Genomic DNA, 20,995 nt, shown 5'->3' with positions numbered 1-20,995 from the left:
AGGTCAGGCCGTCCGCGGCGGCAGCGGCGGAACCTTGCCTTCCTTGGCCTCCTGGCTGAACAGCGTCTGCATCCGGGTGAGGTACGCATCCGGCGTGATCTTGTTGAGCCAGACCTGCTCGATGCCCTCGATCAGATAAGAGTTGGTCGCGCCCGGCCAGAACGTCCAAGTGGTGAAGCCGTACTGCCCCTTGCTGAAGGCTTCATGCAAATTGGCGATGGTCTTCTCGAACAGCGGATAGCCGATGCCCTTGAGCATGTCGGGCGGCAGGTCCTTGACCGGTAGCGCCCATTTGCCCGGCCAGTCGCGGTTCATGGTCTCGTAGAACTTGCGGGTCAGCATGAACTCGAACACGGCGGCGGCGCCTTCCGGGTTCTGCGAGGTCTTGGCGATCGACAGCGTCGCGCCGCAGGCCAGATGCACCAGCGATCCCGTGAAGGCCGAGCCGAGGCTCGGCGTCGGCATCACGTCCATCACCGTGTCGGGCTTCGACATGCCGTAGGATTTGGTACCGAACGACCAGGTGCCGCTGAACGCCATCGCCGCCTTGGCGTTGACGACCTGGAGGAAGCTCTGCTCGATCGTCAGCGAGAAATAGTTCTTGCCGAAATAGCCCTTGTTGTACCACGCCTTTGACAGCTCGACGGCTTCGACGAAGGGCGGCGCCGTCCAGGGCAATTCGCCGGCGAGCGCCTTGCGGACATTATCGGGGCCGGCGACGTTGTTGAAGAACACCGTCATCAGCCACTCGTTCACGCCCTTCCAGTCGGCATTGCCGGCGCCGAAGGGGATGATGCCCTTGGCGAGCGCGGCGTCGGCGACCTCTTCCATCTCCTGCCGGTTGGTCGGCAGCTTCCAGCCGTGCTGCTTGAACAACTCCTTGTTGTAGAACAGGTGCATCGACTCGTAGTCGCGCGGCAGCGCGTAGAGCTTGCCGCCGTAGACGCTGGTGTTGAGCAGCGGCGCGAGGAAACGATCTTTCCATTTGTACTTCTCGGCGAAATCGTCGAGGGGCAGAACCTGCCCGGCGTTCGCGATCGCGGTGAGATAGGCGGGACCGGCGGTCTGTACGATGTCCGGGCCGTTGCCGGCGACGAGGGCGACCTTCAGCAGATTGTTGACGGCGGCACCCTTCACCTCGAGCTGAAGCAGATATTTGTCCTGCGAAGCGTTGAAGGCCTCGACCAGATCGTTGCGTAGCGCGGCCTGGCCATCCGAGTTCGCCTGGCCGAACCAGAACGTCACGACCTTGCGTCCATCCTCGGCGAGGGCGCCCCGCGGCAAGCCTGCGGCAAAGGCCGCTGCGGGGATGGAGGCAACAAGCTGGCGTCGGGTCATGGTCATGGCGATGAACCTCGGTTTCCTCGGTACTGGTGACGATTGTTGATTTTCCCTTAGTAATACGTATAACTAGGCCAAATGGCGACGTCAACAACGAGGACGACGCGGGGGAAGAGGGCCGCCAGACCGGCGCCGGCCCGCCCCACGCAGAAGGATATCGCGCTCGCGGCCGGCGTTTCGCAGGCCGCGGTGTCGCTCGTCCTGAACAAGACGGAGACGCCGTCCGTTCCGCCTGCGACGCGCACGCGCATTCTCCAGGTCGCGCAGGAGCTGGGCTATCAGCCGAGATCATCCGGCGCGCATGCTGCGCAGTGCGCGGACCATGACGCTGGCTTGCGTCATCCCCGACATCACCAATCCGTTCTATCCGGGTCTCGTGCGTGGGCTGCAGACGGTCGCGGCGCCGGCCGGCTATGACGTCCTGATCTTCGACACTGATGGCCGGCCGGACGGCGAGGCTCGCGCCATCGACTGGCTGTTGCAAGGACGCGCCGACGGCGTCGTCGCGACGTTCTTTCATCTGCGGGTGCCGCAGCTTGCCGTGCTCGCGCGCAAGGGCATTCCGCTGGTGCGGCTGGAAAGCCAGCACAAGCCGGACGGGCCGCTCGCGATCGACAGCGTCTATATCGACAACGCGGAGGCCGCCGCCGAGATGACGCGGTTTTTGATCGCGCGCGGGCATCGGCGCATCGCCATGATCCAGGCCGAATTCGGTCCGAGTCAGCGGCGCGCGCATGGTTACGGCGCCGTGATGCGGGAGGCTGGGCTATCGCCCGATTTCATCACCGACAGCGCATACTCTGAAGAATCAGGTGCGCGTGCGATGAGGCGTCTGCTCGAACGAAAGGGCGATCGCCCGACTGCCGTGTTCGGTGCGAGCGACGTGCTGGCGCTTGGTGCGATGGAAGCGGCCCGTAGCGCCGGTCTGTCAATTCCGAATGACATCGCAATCGCCGGCTTCGACGACATCCCGGTCGCAAAACTACTCGGGCTCACCACGGTGCGGCAGCCGGAGTTTGATCTCGGCGCGCTCGCCGCGGAGACGTTGGTCAAGCGGTTGCAGCCGGGCGGGCTCGAGGCGCCGGGCAGGAGCCATGAGCTGAAATTTGAGATCATGAAGCGCTCGTCGGTCTGACCGGCGAGTCAAGAATTGGATATGGGAGTAAACAGGTGACGGCTATTCCTCATGACTACGCGGAGCGCGTCTATGCCGGCGTGCTCGGCAAGCTCATCGGCGTCTATCTCGGCCGGCCTTTTGAGGGCTGGACCTATGAGCGCATCATGAAGGAGCTCGGGCCGATCAACTACTATGTCAACGAACGCCGCGACGTCGCCTTGCGCTCGCATCATCTCGTCGTCACCGACGACGACGTCTCCGGCACGTTTGCGTTTCCTCGCGCGCTCGCCGACAACGGCTACCCGAAGCGGCTGACTTCGAAGCAGGTCGGGCAGGCCTGGTTGAATTACATCGTCGAGGAGCGAGCCATCCTGTGGTGGGGCGGTATCGGCAATTCCACCGAGCACACCGCCTATCTCCGGCTGAAGTCCGGCATTCCCGCGCCGCAGAGCGGTTCGATCGAGCTGAACGGCCAGACCGTGGCCGAACAGATCGGCGCGCAGATCTTCATCGACGGTTGGGCGATGGTGAGCCCGGGCAATCCCGAGCAGGCTGCCTATCTCGCCGAGCAGGCCGGGCGCGTCAGCCATGACGGCGTATCCGTACATGCCGCAAAGCTGCTCGCGGCGATGGAAGCGCAGGCCTTCGTCGAGCGTGACGTGCAGAAGCTGATCGACGTCGGCCTCGGTTTCGTGCCGAAGGATTCGCTGATCCGGCGCGTCGTCAACGACGTTCGCGACTGGCATGCCGGCGACAACAGCAATGACTGGGAGCGCACCCGTGCACTGATCGCCGGGCGCTATGGCTACGACAAATTCCTCGGCAACTGCCATGTCGTCCCCAACCACGCGCTGATCATTCTCGCTGCGCTCTATGGCGGGAACAGCTTTCAGGACGCGATGCGGATCGCCAACACGGCCGGCTGGGATACCGATTGCAACGCCGGCAACGTCGGCTGCCTGTTCGGCATCCGCACTGGATTGGCCGGTCTCGACGCCGGACCGGATTTCCGCACGCCGATCGCCGACCGCATGTACGTCTCGACAGCCGACGGCGGGGCCGCGATCACCGATGCTGTGATCGAGACGCAGTCGCTGGTCGCGGCGGGACTGATGCTCGCGGGCGCGCCCGCACTGGCCGTCGCCAAGAATGGCGCGCGTTTCAACTTCAATTTTCCGGGCAGCCTGCAAGGCTTCCATGCCAAGGGCGGAGCGCCGGCCCGCCTGCACGAAGTGCAGCTCAGCAACGTCGCCGGTCACAGCCGCAATGGCGCGCGCAGCCTTGCGATCGACTTCCGCCGCCTCGCGCCCGGCCGCGTTGCACGCGTCGCCAGCCCCACCTTCTTCGACAAGGAGGTGTTCACGATGCCGACCTATCAGCTGGTGTCCTGCCCGACGCTGTATTCCGGGCAGCGTGTCGAGTGCCGGTTGGAGTCGGAGACGGACAGCGGCACCGTCGCAGTGCGCCTCTTCGCGAGTGTCTATGACGAGCGCGACGAGCTGGTCCAGATCTATGGCGATGCGCAGGACCTCGGGGACGGCAGCCAGGCCGTGCTGAGCTGGCAGGTGCCGGAGACCAACGCCTATCCGATCTTCGAGATCGGCGTCGAGATCGTGACGCACGATCCGCTCGGCGTTGATGGCACGCTCTATCTGGACTACCTGACCTGGAGCGGCGCGGCCGACACCGTGCTGAAGCGGCCGGACGACAATCTCAGCACGATGTGGAAGCACGCCTGGGTCAACAATGTCAGCCAGTTCCAGACGCGGTGGGAAGGCCTGCGCGCCACCAATGGCGATGGGCTTGGTTTCGTCGCGCAGGGCACGCGCGACTGGAAGGATTATCGGGTGACCTCGGAGATCATGCCGCTGCTGGCGAACGCCTGGGGGCTCGCCGCGCGCGTGCAGGGACGTGAGCGCTATTATGCCCTGATGTTCGATCGCGCCGAGGGTGGGCGCGTGCGCCTGGTCAAGCGCGTGCACGACGAGATCGTGCTCGCCGGCGAGCGGTTCGCCTGGGAGCTCGATCGCAAATACAGGGTCGAGCTGCGTGTGGCCGGTACCGGCATCGAAGCCTATGTGGACGGCAAGAAGCTGTTCAGCGTGGACGATAGTGGCGATCTGCCGCTGACCGGCGGGGCGATCGCGCTCGTCGTCGACAGCGGCTCGATTTCGGCCGAAGAGGTCCGGATATCGCCCATCTAGGCGGGCCTCACTCCGCCGCGATCGTCATGCCGTAGCCGAGCCGCTTCGAGATGCCGCCGGCGCAGTCGCGCAGGGCATGGGCGATCGGGCTGTCCCAGCGGGCGTCGAACGTGCCTTCCGGGCCCATCGCGGTGATGACCAGCGCGACATGGCCGGCATGATCGAACACCGGGGCGGAGAAGGCATTCACGCCGGGCAGGGGATCGCCGAGCGCGCGGGCGAGGCCGTGCTTGCGGACCTCGGCCAGCATCTCGGCGACTTTCGCGCCTTTCACCGCGCGCTTCGGGTTGTAGCCGACGCCGTGGCGATCGAGGCCGCTCTCGAGTGCGGCGTTGATCGTCTTCTCCGGCAGGAAGGCCGCAAAGGCGCGGCCGGTCGCGGTTTCCAGCAGCGCCATCACCGAGCCGGCGCGCATCACGATGTGCATGGGCTGGCCGGGCTCCTCAAGCTGCACGACAGTTGGGCCGTGCGTGCCCCAGACGGCCAGCGAGACCGCGTGCCCGATCTGGCTCGCGAGCGCGGCGATCTTCGGCTGCGCAATGCGCACGCCGGAGAGGCGGCGCAGGCTGATGAGGCCGAGCTCCAGCGCCAGCACGCCAATCTCGTAGCGGCCGGTGGTCTCGTCCTGCTCGATCAGTCCGATCCGCGAGAAGCTGGCGAGATAAGGATGCGCCTTGGCTGGCGTCATGCCGGCCTCGCGGGCGAGATCGCGCAGCATCATCGGCTCGCCACTTCGGGCGAGCGCGCGGAGCAATTCTCCGCCGACCTCGATCGACTGGATGCCGCGGCTTTCTCTCTTCATGCGCCTCCGGTGCGCTTCGCTTACGCCGCGTCGCGCTTGGCGGCGCTGTCGGCGAGATGACGCCCGGCAATGTAGCCGAAGGTCAGCGCCGGCCCAAGCGTGATGCCGGCCCCGGGATAATTGCCGCCCATGATGCTCGCCATGTCGTTGCCCGCGGCATAGAGCCCGGGAATCACTTTGCCCTCGGCGTCCAGCGCCCGCGCATTCTCGTCGGTGACGATGCCGGCATAAGTGCCGAGATCGCCGATCACCATCTTGATGGCGTAGAACGGGCCGTTCTCGATCGGCGCGATGCAGGGATTCGGACCGTGCATGGCGTCGCCCTGGTAGCGGTTATAGGCCTTCGAGCCCTTGCCGAAGGCGGCGTCGTGTCCCAGCGGCGCGGTCGCATTGAACTGTTTGACAGTCTCGGCGAATGCCGTCGCATCGATGCCGGCCTTCGCCGCCAGCGCCTCCAGCGTGTCGCCGCGCATGAGATAGCCGGTATCGAGGTGGTGACCAAGCGGCATCGGGAACGGCGGCACGCAGCCGAGGCCGTATTTGCGCAGCGTCTTGTGATCGCAGACGAGATAGGCCGCGATCTCCTCGCCGGGCTTTGCGGCCTTGATCATGGCCTGGACGAAATCGTGGTAGGAATTGCCCTCATTGGCAAAGCGCCTGCCGTCGCGCATCACCGCGATCACGCCCGGCTTGGCGCGGTCGATGAAATGCGGCATCACGCCCTTTGAACCGTCCTTGCGCGTGGTCAGCGACACCGGCACCCACGCCGCCGCGTTCGGCAGCCGGTTCTCGACGTGTCCGCCGGCGCTCTCCGCCAGGCGCAGGCCGTCGCCGGTATTGCCGGTCGGTCCAGGTGAGAAATGCTCAACGCCGGTCGGCGCGTGTGGAAACATTTTTCTGCGGCGTTCAACGTCATGCGGAAAGCCGCCGCAGGCGAACACGACGCCCTGCCGCGCACGGATGCGGACGTCACGGCCTTCGCGCGAGACGATCGCGCCGGTCACTGCGCCGTTCTCGACCGTCAGCTCGCGCACCGGCGAGGACAGCCACATCGGAATCTTCAGGTCCTGGGCGGATTTGGCGAGGCGTCCCGCCAGCGCGTTGCCGTTGGTGAGCGTCATGCCGCGGCCATAGCGCAGCACGTCCATCAAATGGCGCGACAGCCGCTTGGCGACATAGACCGCCGAATTCAGCGACTTCGTCACGCGCATGAAGTGGATGATCTCCTTGCCGCTTCCGAGCATCATGCCGAACACGGTCAGCTCGGGCAGTGGCATGCCGAGCGTCTTGATCTGGTCGCCGAGCTCGCGGCCGTCGAACGGCCGCGTCACCATGGAGCGGCCGCCTTGCGCGCCGCCGGGGGCCTCGGCGTGATAGTCCGGAAACACCAGCGGCATGTCGAAGCGCAGCGCCGTCTTGCTGGTGAAGAAGTCGACAGCCTCGGGGCCGGCGCTGAGGAACGCATCGACCCGCGCGGCGTCGAAATTGTTGCCGGCTTCGTGGCGCATATAAGTGCGGGCCTGCTCGGGCCCTTCCGCGATGCCGTAGGCCTTCGCCAGCGACGTGCCGGGAATCCACAGCCAGCCGCCGGAGCGCGCGGTGGTGCCGCCGAAACGCGGCTCCTTCTCGACGATCAGCACGTCGAGGCCGCGATAGCGCGCGGTGATCGCCGCCGACATGCCGGAGCAACCCGATCCGGCCACGAGCACGTCGCACTCGTATGTTTCGCTTGCGTCGTGCGCGTTGCCGGTCATGTCAACCTCACTTCTTCAGCAGCGGACATTTGGATTCGGAGACCGGGCGGAAGGCGTCCTCGCCCTTCACGGTCTTGACGATCTCCAGATAATCCCAGGGCTCCTTGGACTGCTCCGGCGTCTTCACCTTGGCCAGATACATGTCGCGGATGACGCGGCCGTCTTCGCGCAAGCGTCCGCCATGGACGAAGACGTCCTCGATCGGCAGCTCGCGCATCTTGGCCATCACCTGGCGGGATCGTCGGTGCCGGCGGCCTTGATGCCCTTGAGATAATGCAGCACCGAGCCGTAGACGCCGGTCTGGATCATGGTCGGCATCACCTTGGTGCGCTCGTAGAATTTCTTCGACCAGGCGCGCGTCGCCTCGTCCATGTTCCAGTACGACGCCGTGGTCATGTAGGTGCCCTGCGCGGCCTTCAGGCCGATCGCGTGCACGTCGGTGTCGAACATCAGCAGGCCGACCAGCTTCTGGCCGCCCTGGACGAGGCCGAACTCGCCGGACTGCTTGATCGCGTTGTCGGTGTCCTGGCCGGCATTGGCGAAGGCGACGACGTCGGATTTCGAGCTCTGCGCCTGCAGTGCGAAGGAGGAGAAGTCAGCCGTGTTGGTCGGATGCTTCACGCCGCCGAGCACCTTGCCGCCCATCTCGTTGATGAAGCGCGTGGCGTCCTTCTCGAGCTGCTGGCCGAAGGCATAGTCCGCGGTGATGAAGTACCAGGATTTTCCGCCTTCCTTGATCACGGCGGAGGCGGTCACCTTCGACAGGGCATAGGTGTCGTAGGTGAAGTGCACGGTGTTCGGGCTGCACAGCTCGTCGGTCAGCGAACTCGCGCCCGGGCCGGAGAGCAGGGCAATCTTGTTGCGCTCGCGCACCATGTTGTGGATGGCGATCGCGATGCCGGAATTGGGGATGTCGACGACCGCGTCGACCTTGCCGTTGTCGAACCAGCCGCGGGCGATCTGCACGCCGACATCGGTCTTCATCTGGTGGTCGGCGCTGATGATCTCGATCGGCTTGCCGAGTACGGTCGGGCCGAACTCCTCCACCGCCATCTTGGCGGCCTCGACCGAGCCCGGCCCGCTGTTGTCACGGCCCCAGCTCGACAGATCCGTCAGCACGCCGATCCGCACAGCGTCGTCGGAGACTTGCGCTGTCGCCGCTGAAGTCATCGCAGCCGAAGTCATGGCCGCGAGCATGGCGCAGGCGAGATGCCCTCTCATCGTCGTTCCCTCTCTTTTATGGACCGCCTGGCGCGGCCGGTTGTTCTGGAGGTAAATTAGATATTGGCGAATGAGTTTGTCAATGGCGAATAATTCGCTCGAAGTTGGGTTCCGTTCCGCGGCCACGACGTTCCCGAGATGTGCGCGCACCGGCTCCCACACCCGTCATTGCGAGGAGTTCTTGCGACGATTGCTTTGCTGCGCTCGCAATGGCGGGTGTTGAAATAGCGGCGCACAGATCTCGCGCCGTGGTCCCTAAGAGACGACACCTCCAGAGATTGCAACCCTCATTGCGTTTGGCCATGATGCCATCCGGAATCGTGGGGCATGGAATGACGGCAGCAACGGGCGTCTCTGCAGGCGCGGAGAGATCGACGACGGCGCATGTGGTGTGGGCGAGCGCGCTCGGCACCGCGATCGAATGGTACGATTTCCTGATCTACGGCACGGCGGCCGCGCTGGTGCTGAACAAGCTGTTCTTCCCGAGCTTCGATCCTTTCGTCGGCACGCTAGCCGCGTTCTCCACCTATGCCGTCGGCTTCGTCGCGCGGCCGATCGGCGGCGCGATCATCGGGCACTACGGCGACCGGCTCGGCCGCAAGACAATGCTGGTCGCGACCATGATCGCAATGGGCTTAGGCACGTTCCTGATCGGCTGCCTGCCGACCTACAGCCAGATCGGCGTCTGGGCGCCGATCCTGCTCATCGTCCTGCGCTTCGTCCAGGGCATCGGGCTTGGCGGCGAATGGAGCGGTGCGGTGGTCCTGGTGATCGAGCACGCCGGCAACCGGCGCGGCTTTTACGGCAGTCTGGTGCAGATCGGCTTTCCGGTCGGCGTCGCCGCGTCGACCGGCATCTTCGCGCTCATGACGAAGTTGCCGGAGGCGGACTTTCTGAGCTGGGGTTGGCGCGTGCCGTTCCTGATCAGCATCCTGCTCGTCGGTGTCGGCTTCATCGTGCGGCTCAAGCTCGCGGAGACGCCGCACTTCAAGGAGGTCGTGGAGCGCAAGGAAGTGCTGGCGCAGCCCGTGCTGGAAGTGCTGCGCCGCGACTGGCGTAGTTTTCTGCTGGCGATCGGCATCACGGTGTCGGAAGTCGGGCTCGCCTATCTCCTCACTGTCTTCACCGTGGTCTATGCCACGACCAAGCTCGGCCTGCCGCGCCAGGTGATCCTGGATGCGGTGGTCTACGCTGCAATCGTCGAGTTCGCGACGCTGCCGCTCGCCGGCTGGCTCTCCGACATCTTCGGCCGCAAGGCGCTTTATCTCGCCGGCGGCGTGTTCTCCGTGGCGCTGGCGTTTCCGCTGTTCTGGTTCCTCGATACAAAAGAACCCACGCTGATCGTTTTCGCGCTCGTCGTCACGATGACGCTGACCCATGCGCTACTGTTCGGACCGAAGGCGGCGTTCATGCCGGAGCTGTTCCGCACCCAGGTGCGCTATAGCGGCGCATCGCTTGGCGCCAATGTCGCGGCAGCGCTGAGCGGCGGCTTCTCGCCGCTGATCGCAACCGCGCTGCTGGCATGGGCCGGTTCGTACTGGCCGGTGTCGGTCTACATCATCGCGCTGTCGATCATCACGATCATCGCGACGCTGAAGGCGCCGGAGACGGCGCACGCCGCGCTGAAATCCTGAGAGAAGAGGGGCGCGCTGCTTCGTCGCGGGGGCGCGCCGCGCACAAGCCTGCGGCAATCAGTCTCGCAATCCTGATCACATCTGCTGCGGGAACGGGCCTCCGCGGCCCGGCGATGTGTATTGCATACACGCGTTGACGCCTTCTTATGCGACGCTGCCAAAACCAGATGCAGCACCACTAACCATTAGCCGCGTTTATACGGCGGATTTTTACTTCCAATTTTACTTCGCAATATCTCGCCCCTAGCCTCGCGGGCAATTGATCACATCGCAGCCGGTCAATGGCGACCGGAGCGAACGTTCATCGTAACCAACGAGGGTTGCCATGTCTGATGGGGCTAAGGGGACGTCCACTTTCGATCCGGTGGGAACGGAAGCCAGACGTGAGAAAAGCTGAGCCGGCGCACGCTGTTGAAGGGTGCGGCGGCCGCTGCGGGTGCAGCTGTCGGACCGGATGCGATCCGCGGTTTTCCGACCATCTGGGCACAGGAGATCAAGGACATCGAGCTGCGCCATGTCGGCGTCTCCTACTCGGTGGTGAAGGCGATCGGTGACCAGGCGGCCAAGGATCTCGGCTTCAAGGTGACGATGCAGAACCTCGACACCTCCGCCGCCATCAACCGCTTCATAAGCCAGCCTAATACCGTCGATATCGCCGACCTCGAGGGCTGGCAGGCCAAGCTGGCCGCCAAGCGTTCCGTCATCCAGGGCATCGAAGTCAAGAAGATCAAGGAGTTCGACAACATCCTGCCGATCTTCACCAAGGGCGAGATCGACGGCCACAAGATCCCGCGCCAGGGCATCTCGCCCTACGAGGCGATGTACATCTCCAAGCCCGACTCCACCGACCTGCACGACGGCGTCACCGAATGGGCGACGTTCCTGCCGCAGGTCTACAACGCCGACTCGATCGGCTATCGGCCTGATCTCGTCGGTCATGAAGTGACCGAATGGAAGGATCTGATCGATCCGAAATTCAAGGGCAAGGCCGCGATCCTCGACGTGCCCGCGATCGGCATCATGGATGCCGCGCTGTGCTTCGAAAGCGCCGGCCTGATCAAGTACGGCAACAAGGGCAACATGACCAAGGAGGAGATCGACTTCACCTGCAACAAGCTGATCGAGCTGAAGAAGCAGGGCCAGTTCCGCGCGACCTGGACCACCTTCGACCAGTCGGTGCAGCTGATGGCGGCAGGCGAGGTGGTGATCCAGTCGATGTGGTCGCCGGCGGTTGCGGCGGTGCGCGTCAAGGAGATTCCCTGCGTCTACGCGCCGGTCAACATCAAGAACGGCAAGGAAGGCTATCGTGGCTGGTGCAACGGCATGGGCCTGATGAAACATCTCTCCGGCAAGAAGCTCGATGCCGCCTACGAATATCTCAACTGGTATCTGTCCGGCTGGCAAGGCGGCTTCGTCGGCCGCTATGGGTACTACAGCCCGGTGCCGTCGACGGCCAAGAAATTCCTCACCGCTGCGGAATGGGACTTCTGGTACGACGGCAAGCCGGCGCCTGCGGTGATCAACGATCCCTACGGCGTGCCGATGGAGAAGGCCGGCACCAAGCGCGACGGCGGCTCGTTCCTCGATCGCGTCAAGAACATCTCGTGCTGGAACACGCTGATGGACGAGGCCGCCTACATGAACAAACGCTGGAACGACTTCAAGGTGGCGTGAAACCTGCTTTCCCTGTCGTTGCGAGGCACCGGCGCCGTCACGCGCCGGTGCGAGAAGACCGACTTCGAGGCATCTGCGGACATGCAACCCAGTCAAACTCCACCACGCGCCAATCTCGCCGGCTGGCTCTATGTCTCGCCGCTGGTGCTGGTGCTCGTGCCGTTCTTCGTGGCGCCGATCCTGGTCGTGCTGGCGGCGAGCTTCTTCACCACTGACGGCTTTGGCGGGCTGACGCCCGACTTCACGCTGGCGAGCTACGTCGATGTGCTGCATTCGGCGCTGACGCTGAAGCTGTATCTGGCAACCATCAAGTTCACCGTGTTGACCTGGGTCTTCACGCTGATCATCGGCTTCTTCGTCGCCTACTTCCTGGTGTTCCACGTCCGCAACCAGCTGCTCGCGATCGGCCTGTTCCTGCTGTGCACTGTGCCGTTCTGGACCTCCAACATCATCCGGATGATTTCCTGGATTCCGCTGCTCGGCAAGGAAGGCCTGATCAACCAGGCGCTGCTGGGAACGGGCGTGATCCGTCAGCCGCTCGAAGTGCTGCTGTTCTCAGACCTTGCGGTCGTCATCGCCTATGTCCACCAGCTCACGATCTTCATGATCGTTCCGATCTTCAACTCGATGGCCCGGATCGACAAGAAGCTGATCGAGGCCGCGATCGATGCAGGTGCCAGCCGTTTCGACATCATGCGCCTGGTCGTGGTGCCGATGTCCAAGAGCGGAATCGCGCTCGGCACCATCTTTGTGGTCTCGATCGTGATGGGCGATTTCTTCGTGGTCAAGGTGATGTCCGGTGGCGGCTCAGCCTCGGTGGTCAGCGCCTTCTACGAAGACGTCGGCGTGCTGCAATATCCGACCGCGGCGGCAAGCGCCGTGCTGCTGACACTGGTGCTGGTCGCGATCGTGTCGCTGATCCTGCGCACCGTCGATATCCGGCAGGAGATCACGCGATGAGCGCGGTGGCTGCCGACATGCCCGAAACGGTCGCGCCCGCGACCACCAAGGCGATCGCGCCGAGCAAGGGTGGACGTCCCTGGACGTTCTACCTGCTGGCGACGCTGTTCGGCCTCTACGTCATCGCGCTCTATGGCCCGATGTTCTGCATTTACGTCCTGTCGTTCCAGGATATCCGCGGCGGCCTGGTGTTTCCGATGAAGGGCCACTCGCTGCACTGGTTCGTCGACCTTTTCACGCAAGTGCGGACCGGCGACGTCAAGGGCTCGTTCGACCGTTCGATCAAGCTCGCGGTCATCGTCACTGTCATCACCGTGGTGGTCTCGTTCTTGGCCGGTCTCGGCTTTCGCAAACGATTTCGCGGCGACACTTTCGTCTTCTACATGATGATCGGCAGCCTGGTGGCGCCCGGCCTCGTGCTCGGTCTCGGCACGGGCCTGCTGTTCCAGGCGCTCGGGCTGAATGCGAGCTGGTACACTTCGGCGCTGGGCGCGCAGCTGTCTTGGACGCTGCCGTTCGGCGTGCTGGTGATGTTCGCGGTGATGTCGCGCTTCAACCATGTCTGGGAGGAGGCGGCCTATGATCTCGGCGCCAGCCGCTGGCAGTCGATCCGGCTGGTCATGATACCGGTGCTCGCGCCCGGCATCGTCGCGGTCGCGCTGTTCGGGTTCACGCTCTCCTATGACGAATTCGCGCGCAGCCTGCAGACGGCGGGCTCGCTGAACACGCTGCCGCTCGAAATCTGGAGCATGACGCTGAACGTCACCTCGCCGTCGCTCTACGCGCTCGGCACGGTGACGACTATCGTCTCCTTCGTCGTGATCGGCGCGAGCCTGGGCAGCATCGTGCTGATCCAGAAGAAGCGCGGCAGCAGTGCAAAGGGCTGAGCTGGAAATATGAAGAGCGATCGCGGCGATATCGAACTGGCAGGCGTCTGCAAGAGCTTTGACGGCATCACCAATGTGGTCGACGGCGTCAATCTGAAGATCGCGGATGGCGCCTATTGCTGCTTCATCGGCCCCTCCGGATGCGGCAAGACCACGATCCTGCGCATGATTGCCGGCCATGAGGATCCCACTGCGGGCGAGATCGTGATCGGCGGCCAGAACGTCGTCGGGCTCGCGCCGGTGCAGCGCCGGACCGCGATGATGTTCCAGTCCTACGCGCTGTTCCCGCATCTTACCGTGCGCGACAACATCGCCTTCGCCCTGCGTGTGCGCGGCATGTCCAAGGCCGACCGGCTGCGGGCGGCCGATGCCATGATCGAGAAGGTCCGGCTGACGCAATTCGCCGACCGTCTTCCAGCGCAGCTGTCCGGCGGCCAGCAGCAGCGCGTCGCACTGGCGCGCGCCGCGATCACCCAGCCGCGCGTGCTGCTGCTCGACGAACCGCTGTCGGCGCTGGACGAACAGCTCCGTGTCCAGATGCGCCAGGAATTGCGCCGGATGCAGCAGGAGCTCGGCATCACCTTCATCCATGTCACCCACACCCAGCTCGAAGCGATCGCGCTGGCCGATCTCGTGGTGGTGATGGAGCAGGGCAAGATCAAGCAGGCGGGTGCCGCACGCGACGTCTACGCGCATCCGCACGACCGTTACGTCGCCGAATTCATGGGCGGCCAGAACGTGCTGTCGGGACGGGTCGAAAAGGTCAACGGCGCGAGCTTCACGCTCGCGCAGGCCGCGCCTGATGGCATCGAGGTGCCGATGCAGGCGCGTTCCACGGTGAGTGTCGGCGACAATGTCGATATCGCCGTGCGCCGCGACGACGTCGCTCTGGTCAGGCCGGGCAGGGAGCTGCCGCCCGGCTACACCACGTCCCTGCCGAGCCGCGTGCTTGCGATCGAATACCAGGGCTATTTCGTCAAGGTCATGCTCGACACCGTCCCGGACGACGAATTCGTGGCCTACGTGCCCGAAAAGACCTTCTTCGCGGATCCGTTCACCGTCGGCGATGTCGTCATGGCCACATGGGCCACCGGCAGCGCGTTGCCACTCGCCTAAGACCCGTCGCGCACAGGAGTATGACCGTGCAGATATCCTTTACACTCAACGGCCGGCCAACCACTGTCGATGTCGAGCCGGCGACGGTTGTCGCCGAGCTGCTGCGCGAGCAGCTCAACCTCACCGGCACGCATATCGGGTGCGATACCAGCCAGTGCGGCGCCTGCGTGGTGCATCTCGACGGTCTTCCCGTGAAGAGCTGTACGCTGCTCGCGCCCGCGCTCGACGGCGCGACGCTGCTCACCATCGAAGGCCTGCAGGGCGCGCCCGGTTCGAACCTGATGCATCCGATGCAGGAGGCGTTCCGCGAGCATCACGGCCTGCAGTGCGGCTTCTGCACGCCGGGTATGCTCATGACAGCCGTCGCGCTTGCCGCGGAGAAGCCTGATCTGACCGAGGCCGACGTGCGCCACGGCCTTGAAGGCAACATCTGCCGCTGCACCGGATACCAGAACATTGTCGTCTCGGTCTTGGCCGGCGCTGCCGCCATGAACGCCGCCAAGAACGCTGGGAAGGGAGAGTGACCATGAACAATGTGATCGGCATCGGCGCCTCACCGAAGCGCAAGGAGGACCAGCGCTTCCTGACGGGGCGCGGCAATTACGTCTCCGACATCAAGCGCCCCGGCATGACCGCAGGCGTGTTCGTCCGTTCGCCGCACGGGCACGCGGTGTTGCGCGGCGTCGACAAGAGCGCGGCGCTGGCATCGCCTGGCGTCATCGCGATCCTGACCGGAGAAGACGCCGCGGCGGACGAGCTGGGCTCGTTGCCCTGCGGCTGGGGCATCTCGGATGCCAAGGGCGTGCCGATGAAGGAGCCGCCGTTCCCAATGCTGGCGCAGGGCAAGGTGCGCTTCGTTGGCGACATGGTGGCGTTCGTCATCGCGGAGACGCCGGAGCAGGCCAATGCGGCGGCCGAGTTGTTGACCGTCGACTACGAGGTCCTGCCGTCCGTGGTCGGCGTGCTCGAGGCTGTCAGGCCGGGCGCGCCGCAATTGTTCGACGACGTGCCGAACAACATCTGCTGCGACTGGGAGCTCGGCGACAAGGCTGCAGTCGAGACCGCGTTCCGCAAGGCTGCCCATGTCGCCAGGCTGAGCCTCGTCAACAATCGCCTGATCGGCAACCCGATGGAGCCGCGCGCGGCGATTGCGGAATACGAACCCGGCACGGATCGCTTCACGCTGTGGACCACCAGCCAGTTCCCCCACGTCGTGCGCTTCCTGATGGGCGCGCTGGTGCTGAACATCCCGCAGCACAAGCTGCGGGTGGTGGCGCCCGATGTCGGCGGCGGCTTTGGCGTCAAGCAGTTCCACTACGGCGAGGAGGCCGTGATCACCTGGGCGGCCAAGCGCGTCAAGCGGCCGATCAAATGGGTAGCGAGCCGCTCGGAGGGCTATGTCTCGGATCGCCACGGCCGAGATCACGTCACCGAGGCCGAGCTCGCGCTCGACGAGACCGGAAAATTTCTCGCCTTTCGCGTCAACACGCTGGCCAATATGGGCGGCTATCTCTCGACGTTCGGGCCGAACATTCCGACCAACCTGTACGCGCCGCTGCTCGGCGGCGTCTACACCACGCCCGCGATCTACTGCAATGTGAAGGTCGTGTTCACCAACACCGTCCCTGTCGACGCCTATCGCGGCGCGGGACGGCCGGAGGCGACCTTCGTGCTCGAGCGCATGGTCGATGTCGCAGCCAGCGAGATGGGCATCGATCGCGTCGAGATCCGTCGCCGCAACATGATCCCGAAGGAAGCCTATCCGTACCAGACGCCGGTGCTGGTGCAGTACGATTCCGGTGATCCGATGGGGTGTCTCGACGGCGCGCTGGTTGCGGCCGACGTCAAGAATTTTGGCGTGCGCAAGGCGGCTTCGGCCAGCAAGGGCAAATTCCGCGGGCTCGGCTATTCGACCTATGTCGAGGCCTGTGGCCTCGCGCCATCGCGCTTCGCAGGAAGGCTGGGCGCACGGGGCGGCCTCTATGAAAGCGCCACGGTGCGCGTGCATCCGACCGGTCAGGTGACGGTCATGATCGGCACCCACAATCACGGTCAGGGCCATGAGACGACGTTCGCGCAGATTGTGTCAGAGAAGCTCGGCGTGTCCTTCGAAAATGTCGACATCGTGTTCGGCGACACAGATCGCGTGCAGTTCGGCATGGGCACATATGGTTCGCGCTCGCTGGTGGTCGGCGGTGCCGCGCTGTCGAAGGCGACGGACAAGGTGATCGCGAAGGGCAAGAAGATCGCCGCCCATCTGCTCGAGGCGGCGGAAGTCGACATCCAGTTCGAGGCCGGAAACTTCTCGGTCGCGGGTACGGATCGCACGAAGTCGTTCGAGGAAATCGCGGGCGCCGCTTACGTCCCGCACAATTATCCGCTCGAAGTGTTGGAGCCGGGGCTTGAGGAGCAGGCCTATTACGATCCGGTCAACTTCACCTATCCCGGTGGCTGCCACATCGCCGAGGTCGAGGTCGATCCGGAAACCGGCACGGTGACGCTGGTCAACTACACCGCGGTCGATGATGTTGGCACGGTCATCAACCCGATGATTGTGGAAGGCCAGTTGCACGGCGGTATTGTGCAGGGTGTCGGCCAGGCGCTGTTCGAGAACGCGGTCTACGACGAGGGCTCCGGCCAGCTCCTGTCGGGCTCGCTGATGGACTATTGCATGCCGCGCGCCGACCACATGCCGATGATGAAGGTCGCGACCCATTCCACGCTGTGCACGCACACTCCGATGGGCGTGAAGGGCTGCGGCGAGGTCGGCACCATCGGCTCGCCGGCCGCCGTCATCAACGCGGTGGTCGACGCGCTCTCCCATCTGGGCGTCACCCATGTCGACATGCCGGCGACGCCGAACCGGATCTGGCGCCTCTTGCAGAACGCGTCGCTGCCGGTCGCGGCGGAATAGGGAGGACACCCATGAAATCGTTTGCCTATCACCAGCCGAGTGAAATCCCCGACGCAGCCAGGCTGCTGATCTCGATCGAAGACAGCAAGCTCGTCGCCGGCGGCATGACGCTGATCCCGACGATGAAGCAGCGGCTGGCCAGTCCAGTTGCGCTGGTCGATCTTTCGAAGCTTGGAAATCTGAAGGGCATTACCGAAGAGGGAGCCACCATCACCATCGGTGCAATGACGCCGCATGCGGTGGTCGCCGCCTCGAAGCTGGTCCAGACCAGGATCCCCGGGCTGGCCGCGCTGGCCTCCATGATCGGAGATCCCGCCGTGCGCAGCCGGGGCACCATCGGCGGCTCCGTTGCCAACAACGATCCAGCCGCGGACTATCCGGCCGGTGTGCTCGGTCTTGGGGCCACCATCGTCACCAGCACGCGCGAGATCGCAGCCGACAAGTTCTTTCTCGGACTGTTCGAGACCGCGCTCGAGTCCCGGAGAGATCATCACCGCGATCCGGTTTCCGGTGCCGCTCAAGGCGGGATACGCGAAATTCAAGGCGCCGGCGTCGCGCTATGCGCTGGTCGGCGTGTTCGTCGCGAAATTCGCCGATGGTGTCCGCGTCGCAGTGACCGGCGCGGGGCCGGGCGTGTTCCGGGTGCCGCCGATGGAGGCGGCGCTGTCGGGGAATTTCGATCCATCCGCGGTTGCGGTGATCAGGATCGACACGGAGGGTCTCACCTCCGATATCCACGCCGAAGCCGACTACCGCGCGCATCTCGTCACCGTCATGGCCAAGCGCGCCATCGACGCGGCACTCAGCTAGCTCTTTAGGTTTGATGATGACTGATGGTTCCGGCCGAACGGCCTTTCCGCCGGCGCCGACTGGCCTCGGCGCGCTTTCTGCAATCGAGATCATGGCCGGCTACCGGCGCAAGGCGTTCACACCGCGCGATGTCGTCGACGACACCATCGTTGCGCTTCAAGCGACGAACGAGGCCTGCAACGCGGTGGTGACGCCGATGTACGAGCAGGCGCGGGCGGAGGCCGATCGCGTCACCAAGGAGATGAAGGCGGGCGAGGCCAAGGGGCCGCTCGCAGGTGTGCCTGTCACGATCAAGGATCTCGTGTTCGTCGCGGGCGTGCCGGCCTATGGCGGTTCGCCGATGAACAACGCGTTCGTGCCCGAGGCCGATGCTGCTGTCGTGTCGGCGCTGAAGGCGGCCGGCGCGATCATCACCTGCAAGACCACGACCTGCGAGTCCGGCTACAAGCTGACGGCGGACAGCCCCGTCACCGGCATCACGCGCAACCCCTGGCATCAGGGTCGCACCAGCGGCGGATCGAGCGGCGGCGCGGCTGCGGGCGTTGCCGCCGGCTGTGGGCCGATCGCGATCGGCACCGACGGCGTCGGCTCGATCCGTGTGCCCGCGTCCTTCTGCGGCGTGTTCGGGCTGAAGCCGACGTTCGGCCTGGTGCCGCGCTCGCCCGGTTTTTCGCCGCCGTCCTGGGCCTCGCTCGCACACACCGGGCCGATCACGCGCACTGTCGCGGATGCCGCGCTGACGCTGGAGATCATCGCTGCCTATGATCTGCGCGATCCCGCCAGCCTGCCGGTGTCGCCGCGCCGCTTCGATACCAACGCCGCACCGTTGAACGGCATTCGCATCGGCGCCAGCGCCGATTTCGGCTACGCCGCGGTGAGCCCCGACGTGCTTGCGGCTTTCGGCAAGGCGCTCGCCATTCTCGACACCTGCGGTGCAGAGGTCACCATGGATGGTCCGGGCCTCGATCCCGGCATTCTGGAGCATACGCTGAAGCCGATTGCCTTCACCGAGCAGGCGGCGGCCGTCGCGACCAAGACCACGGCTGATCTCGCCAGCTCCGAGGCCGATTATCGCGACGTGGTCGCCGCCGGCCGGCGCTACAGCGGCACTGATTATATCGAGGCCGGCTACCGGCGCGGCCAGGCGCGCAGCGCTTTCGTCAAACTGTTCGAGCGCGTCGATGCGCTGGTGACGCCGACGGTCGCGGTGACCGCATTCGAGGCCGGCCGGATCGGCGTGGACACGATCGACGGCAACAAGGTCGATCCGCACCTCGGCTGGTCGCCCTTCACCTGGCCGATCAACCTCGCCGGCCTTCCGGCGGCGACGCTGCCTTGCGGCTTCGATCGCGACGGCCTTCCGATCGGTCTTCAGATCATCGCGCCGTGGCTCGACGAGCCCACCATCTTCCGCATCGCTGCCGCGTTCGAGCAGGCCCAGCCCTGGTCGAAGTTCTGGCCGCAGGTTGCGTTGCGTTAGTTGGAGGGGAGAGCGCCAGCGCGCGAAAAAGCCCTTTGCAATCAAGGGCCATTCTACTGTGCATGGGGTTGTTTTCGATCTTTCGAGCCTAGCCAAGGTCGATCGGCGCGCCACGGCCGCTGAGCTCTTCGTCGAGACGGAGGTAGTGCGCGAGATAATCGTGCAGCGCGGTTGCGGCCTTCGAGGTGGCGCCGCTGGATTTGTACAGCAGCAGCTCGACCTTCGGCAGCGGCGGCAGGCCCTCGTTGGGGCCGACCTCGCGCATCGCCGGCACGAGGGCGCTTCGGCCAAGGACGGTCACAGCCATGCCGGCGAAGGCTGCGGCCTGCAGCCCGCCGACGCTCTCGCTGACGCAGGCAATACGCCAGCGCAGGTTCGCGCGCTCCAGCGTATCGATCGCGTAGTCGCGATAGATGTTGCCGGGCGGCAATAGCGCGAGCGGGATCGGGCGTTCCTGGTGCGCGGCGGATTGTTCGCCGGTCATCCAGACCAGCTGCTCGCGCCGCACCACCTGGCCGCCGGTGAAATCGTTCATGCGAGTGACGAGCGCAATGTCGACGTCGCCGCGCTTGACGAGTCCGACGAGCGGCGTCGACAGCGCGCAGTTGAGCTCGACCTGGATGCGCGGGAACGATTTCCGGAACACGCTGAGGATCGACGGCAGCATGAAGGCCGCATAGAGATCGGGCGTGCCGAGCACGACCTGGCCCTCGATCTCCTGCGACGCAAGCTGCGAAATCAGCTCATCATGCAACCGCAGGATGGATTTGGCGTAGGTCAGGACGGTGGTGCCGTCCTCGGTCAGCATCAGCCTTCGGCCGGCATGCTCGAACAATTGCTTGCCGGTGAGCTCCTCCAGCCGTTGCAATTGCAGCGTGATCGCCGGCTGGGTGCGGCCCAGCCGTCGCGCGGTCTCGGTGATGCTGCCGGTCTCGACCACCGAGATCAGCGACCGGAGCATGCGGATATCGAGACTGATGAGGTTCATGCGGCGTCCATGTCGCCCAGAATTTATGCAAGTTCCATGCTAGGGACGGCGGACGAGAATATGGTGCAGGAATTGCCACTGCTTCGGCAAATT

The 20,995-nt window shown here is 64.8% G+C and carries 15 protein-coding genes and 2 pseudogenes; 12 read left to right on the top strand and 5 right to left on the bottom strand.

The window, feature by feature from the left end; all coding sequences use genetic code 11:
• Nucleotides 1–3: 3 nt before the first annotated feature.
• Complete coding sequence (locus ACQ86E_RS07745) at nt 4–1,344, bottom strand: ABC transporter substrate-binding protein (protein ID WP_431204909.1); 1,341 nt, start codon at nt 1,342–1,344, stop codon at nt 4–6.
• Between the two features lie 75 nt (nt 1,345–1,419).
• Between ACQ86E_RS07745 and ACQ86E_RS07740 the strand changes: the two genes are divergently transcribed.
• The 3 genes from ACQ86E_RS07740 to ACQ86E_RS07730 are packed head-to-tail and all read left to right on the top strand — an operon-like array spanning nt 1,420 to nt 4,662.
• Nucleotides 1,420–1,758 carry a LacI family DNA-binding transcriptional regulator gene (locus tag ACQ86E_RS07740; protein WP_431204908.1) on the top strand — a complete coding sequence of 113 codons (339 nt, stop codon included), beginning with the start codon at nt 1,420–1,422 and terminating at the stop codon, nt 1,756–1,758.
• The gene (locus ACQ86E_RS07735) at nt 1,643–2,476 is read left to right on the top strand and encodes a LacI family DNA-binding transcriptional regulator (RefSeq protein ID WP_431204907.1); all 834 of its coding nucleotides are present in this window, start codon (nt 1,643–1,645) and stop codon (nt 2,474–2,476) included. Before ACQ86E_RS07740 ends, ACQ86E_RS07735 begins: the two co-directional genes overlap by 116 nt.
• A 35-nt stretch (nt 2,477–2,511) precedes the next feature.
• Complete coding sequence (locus ACQ86E_RS07730) at nt 2,512–4,662, top strand: ADP-ribosylglycohydrolase family protein (RefSeq protein WP_431204906.1); 2,151 nt, start codon at nt 2,512–2,514, stop codon at nt 4,660–4,662.
• A 7-nt stretch (nt 4,663–4,669) separates the two neighbouring features.
• Here the strand turns inward: ACQ86E_RS07730 and ACQ86E_RS07725 are convergent, their stop codons facing one another.
• The 3 genes and pseudogenes from ACQ86E_RS07725 to ACQ86E_RS07715 form a co-directional block, all read right to left on the bottom strand.
• Nucleotides 4,670–5,464 (bottom strand): IclR family transcriptional regulator, encoded by a 795-nt coding sequence (locus tag ACQ86E_RS07725; protein WP_014440094.1) that lies wholly within the window; start codon nt 5,462–5,464, stop codon nt 4,670–4,672.
• A 20-nt stretch (nt 5,465–5,484) separates the two neighbouring features.
• On the bottom strand, nt 5,485–7,218 hold the full coding sequence (locus tag ACQ86E_RS07720) for an FAD-dependent oxidoreductase (RefSeq protein WP_431204905.1): 1,734 nt from the start codon (nt 7,216–7,218) through the stop codon (nt 5,485–5,487).
• A gap of 7 nt (nt 7,219–7,225) precedes the next feature.
• Nucleotides 7,226–8,439 (bottom strand): annotated as a pseudogene (locus ACQ86E_RS07715) (ABC transporter substrate-binding protein).
• Between the two features lie 332 nt (nt 8,440–8,771).
• On the opposite strand from ACQ86E_RS07715, the gene ACQ86E_RS07710 reads away from it, so the two are divergent.
• From ACQ86E_RS07710 to ACQ86E_RS07670, 9 genes and pseudogenes are all read left to right on the top strand, one after another.
• Nucleotides 8,772–10,073 carry an MFS transporter gene (locus tag ACQ86E_RS07710; RefSeq protein ID WP_431204904.1) on the top strand — a complete coding sequence of 434 codons (1,302 nt, stop codon included), beginning with the start codon at nt 8,772–8,774 and terminating at the stop codon, nt 10,071–10,073.
• A 408-nt stretch (nt 10,074–10,481) separates the two neighbouring features.
• On the top strand, nt 10,482–11,747 hold the full coding sequence (locus ACQ86E_RS07705) for an ABC transporter substrate-binding protein (RefSeq protein ID WP_431206422.1): 1,266 nt from the start codon (nt 10,482–10,484) through the stop codon (nt 11,745–11,747).
• A gap of 81 nt (nt 11,748–11,828) precedes the next feature.
• Nucleotides 11,829–12,707: an ABC transporter permease gene (locus ACQ86E_RS07700; RefSeq protein WP_431204903.1), complete on the top strand. Its 879-nt coding sequence runs from the start codon at nt 11,829–11,831 to the stop codon at nt 12,705–12,707.
• The gene (locus ACQ86E_RS07695; protein WP_431204902.1) at nt 12,704–13,594 is read left to right on the top strand and encodes an ABC transporter permease; all 891 of its coding nucleotides are present in this window, start codon (nt 12,704–12,706) and stop codon (nt 13,592–13,594) included. Before ACQ86E_RS07700 ends, ACQ86E_RS07695 begins: the two co-directional genes overlap by 4 nt.
• Nucleotides 13,595–13,603: 9 nt before the next feature.
• Nucleotides 13,604–14,710: an ABC transporter ATP-binding protein gene (locus ACQ86E_RS07690; RefSeq protein ID WP_431204901.1), complete on the top strand. Its 1,107-nt coding sequence runs from the start codon at nt 13,604–13,606 to the stop codon at nt 14,708–14,710.
• Nucleotides 14,711–14,730: 20 nt separating this feature from the next.
• Entirely contained in the window at nt 14,731–15,234 is a 504-nt protein-coding gene (locus ACQ86E_RS07685) for a (2Fe-2S)-binding protein (protein ID WP_431204900.1), read from the top strand.
• A 2-nt stretch (nt 15,235–15,236) separates the two neighbouring features.
• Entirely contained in the window at nt 15,237–17,624 is a 2,388-nt protein-coding gene (locus ACQ86E_RS07680) for a xanthine dehydrogenase family protein molybdopterin-binding subunit (RefSeq protein WP_431204899.1), read from the top strand.
• Between the two features lie 11 nt (nt 17,625–17,635).
• Nucleotides 17,636–18,434, top strand: a pseudogene (locus ACQ86E_RS07675) (FAD binding domain-containing protein).
• A gap of 16 nt (nt 18,435–18,450) precedes the next feature.
• Nucleotides 18,451–19,914 carry an amidase gene (locus tag ACQ86E_RS07670; RefSeq protein WP_431206421.1) on the top strand — a complete coding sequence of 488 codons (1,464 nt, stop codon included), beginning with the start codon at nt 18,451–18,453 and terminating at the stop codon, nt 19,912–19,914.
• Between the two features lie 88 nt (nt 19,915–20,002).
• Here the strand turns inward: ACQ86E_RS07670 and ACQ86E_RS07665 are convergent, their stop codons facing one another.
• Nucleotides 20,003–20,902 carry a LysR substrate-binding domain-containing protein gene (locus ACQ86E_RS07665; protein WP_014440106.1) on the bottom strand — a complete coding sequence of 300 codons (900 nt, stop codon included), beginning with the start codon at nt 20,900–20,902 and terminating at the stop codon, nt 20,003–20,005.
• Nucleotides 20,903–20,995: the final 93 nt, after the last annotated feature.

Source organism: Bradyrhizobium betae, assembly GCF_050632175.1.
GTDB lineage: Bacteria > Pseudomonadota > Alphaproteobacteria > Rhizobiales > Xanthobacteraceae > Bradyrhizobium > Bradyrhizobium betae_B.
This window is presented reverse-complemented; position numbering and strand designations above follow the sequence as displayed.

Excerpts from the sequence above, each read along its gene's own strand:
- ACQ86E_RS07670 (WP_431206421.1), top strand. The coding sequence starts at position 18,451 with ATGACTGATGGTTCCGGCCGAACGGCCTTTCCGCCGGCGCCGACTGGC.
- ACQ86E_RS07700 (WP_431204903.1), top strand. The coding sequence starts at position 11,829 with ATGCAACCCAGTCAAACTCCACCACGCGCCAATCTCGCCGGCTGGCTC.
- ACQ86E_RS07740 (WP_431204908.1), top strand. The coding sequence starts at position 1,420 with ATGGCGACGTCAACAACGAGGACGACGCGGGGGAAGAGGGCCGCCAGA.
- ACQ86E_RS07725 (WP_014440094.1), bottom strand. The coding sequence starts at position 5,464 with ATGAAGAGAGAAAGCCGCGGCATCCAGTCGATCGAGGTCGGCGGAGAA.
- ACQ86E_RS07735 (WP_431204907.1), top strand. The coding sequence starts at position 1,643 with ATGCTGCGCAGTGCGCGGACCATGACGCTGGCTTGCGTCATCCCCGAC.
- ACQ86E_RS07665 (WP_014440106.1), bottom strand. The coding sequence starts at position 20,902 with ATGAACCTCATCAGTCTCGATATCCGCATGCTCCGGTCGCTGATCTCG.
- ACQ86E_RS07720 (WP_431204905.1), bottom strand. The coding sequence starts at position 7,218 with ATGACCGGCAACGCGCACGACGCAAGCGAAACATACGAGTGCGACGTG.
- ACQ86E_RS07695 (WP_431204902.1), top strand. The coding sequence starts at position 12,704 with ATGAGCGCGGTGGCTGCCGACATGCCCGAAACGGTCGCGCCCGCGACC.
- ACQ86E_RS07685 (WP_431204900.1), top strand. The coding sequence starts at position 14,731 with ATGACCGTGCAGATATCCTTTACACTCAACGGCCGGCCAACCACTGTC.
- ACQ86E_RS07690 (WP_431204901.1), top strand. The coding sequence starts at position 13,604 with ATGAAGAGCGATCGCGGCGATATCGAACTGGCAGGCGTCTGCAAGAGC.
- ACQ86E_RS07680 (WP_431204899.1), top strand. The coding sequence starts at position 15,237 with ATGAACAATGTGATCGGCATCGGCGCCTCACCGAAGCGCAAGGAGGAC.
- ACQ86E_RS07710 (WP_431204904.1), top strand. The coding sequence starts at position 8,772 with ATGACGGCAGCAACGGGCGTCTCTGCAGGCGCGGAGAGATCGACGACG.
- ACQ86E_RS07745 (WP_431204909.1), bottom strand. The coding sequence starts at position 1,344 with ATGACCATGACCCGACGCCAGCTTGTTGCCTCCATCCCCGCAGCGGCC.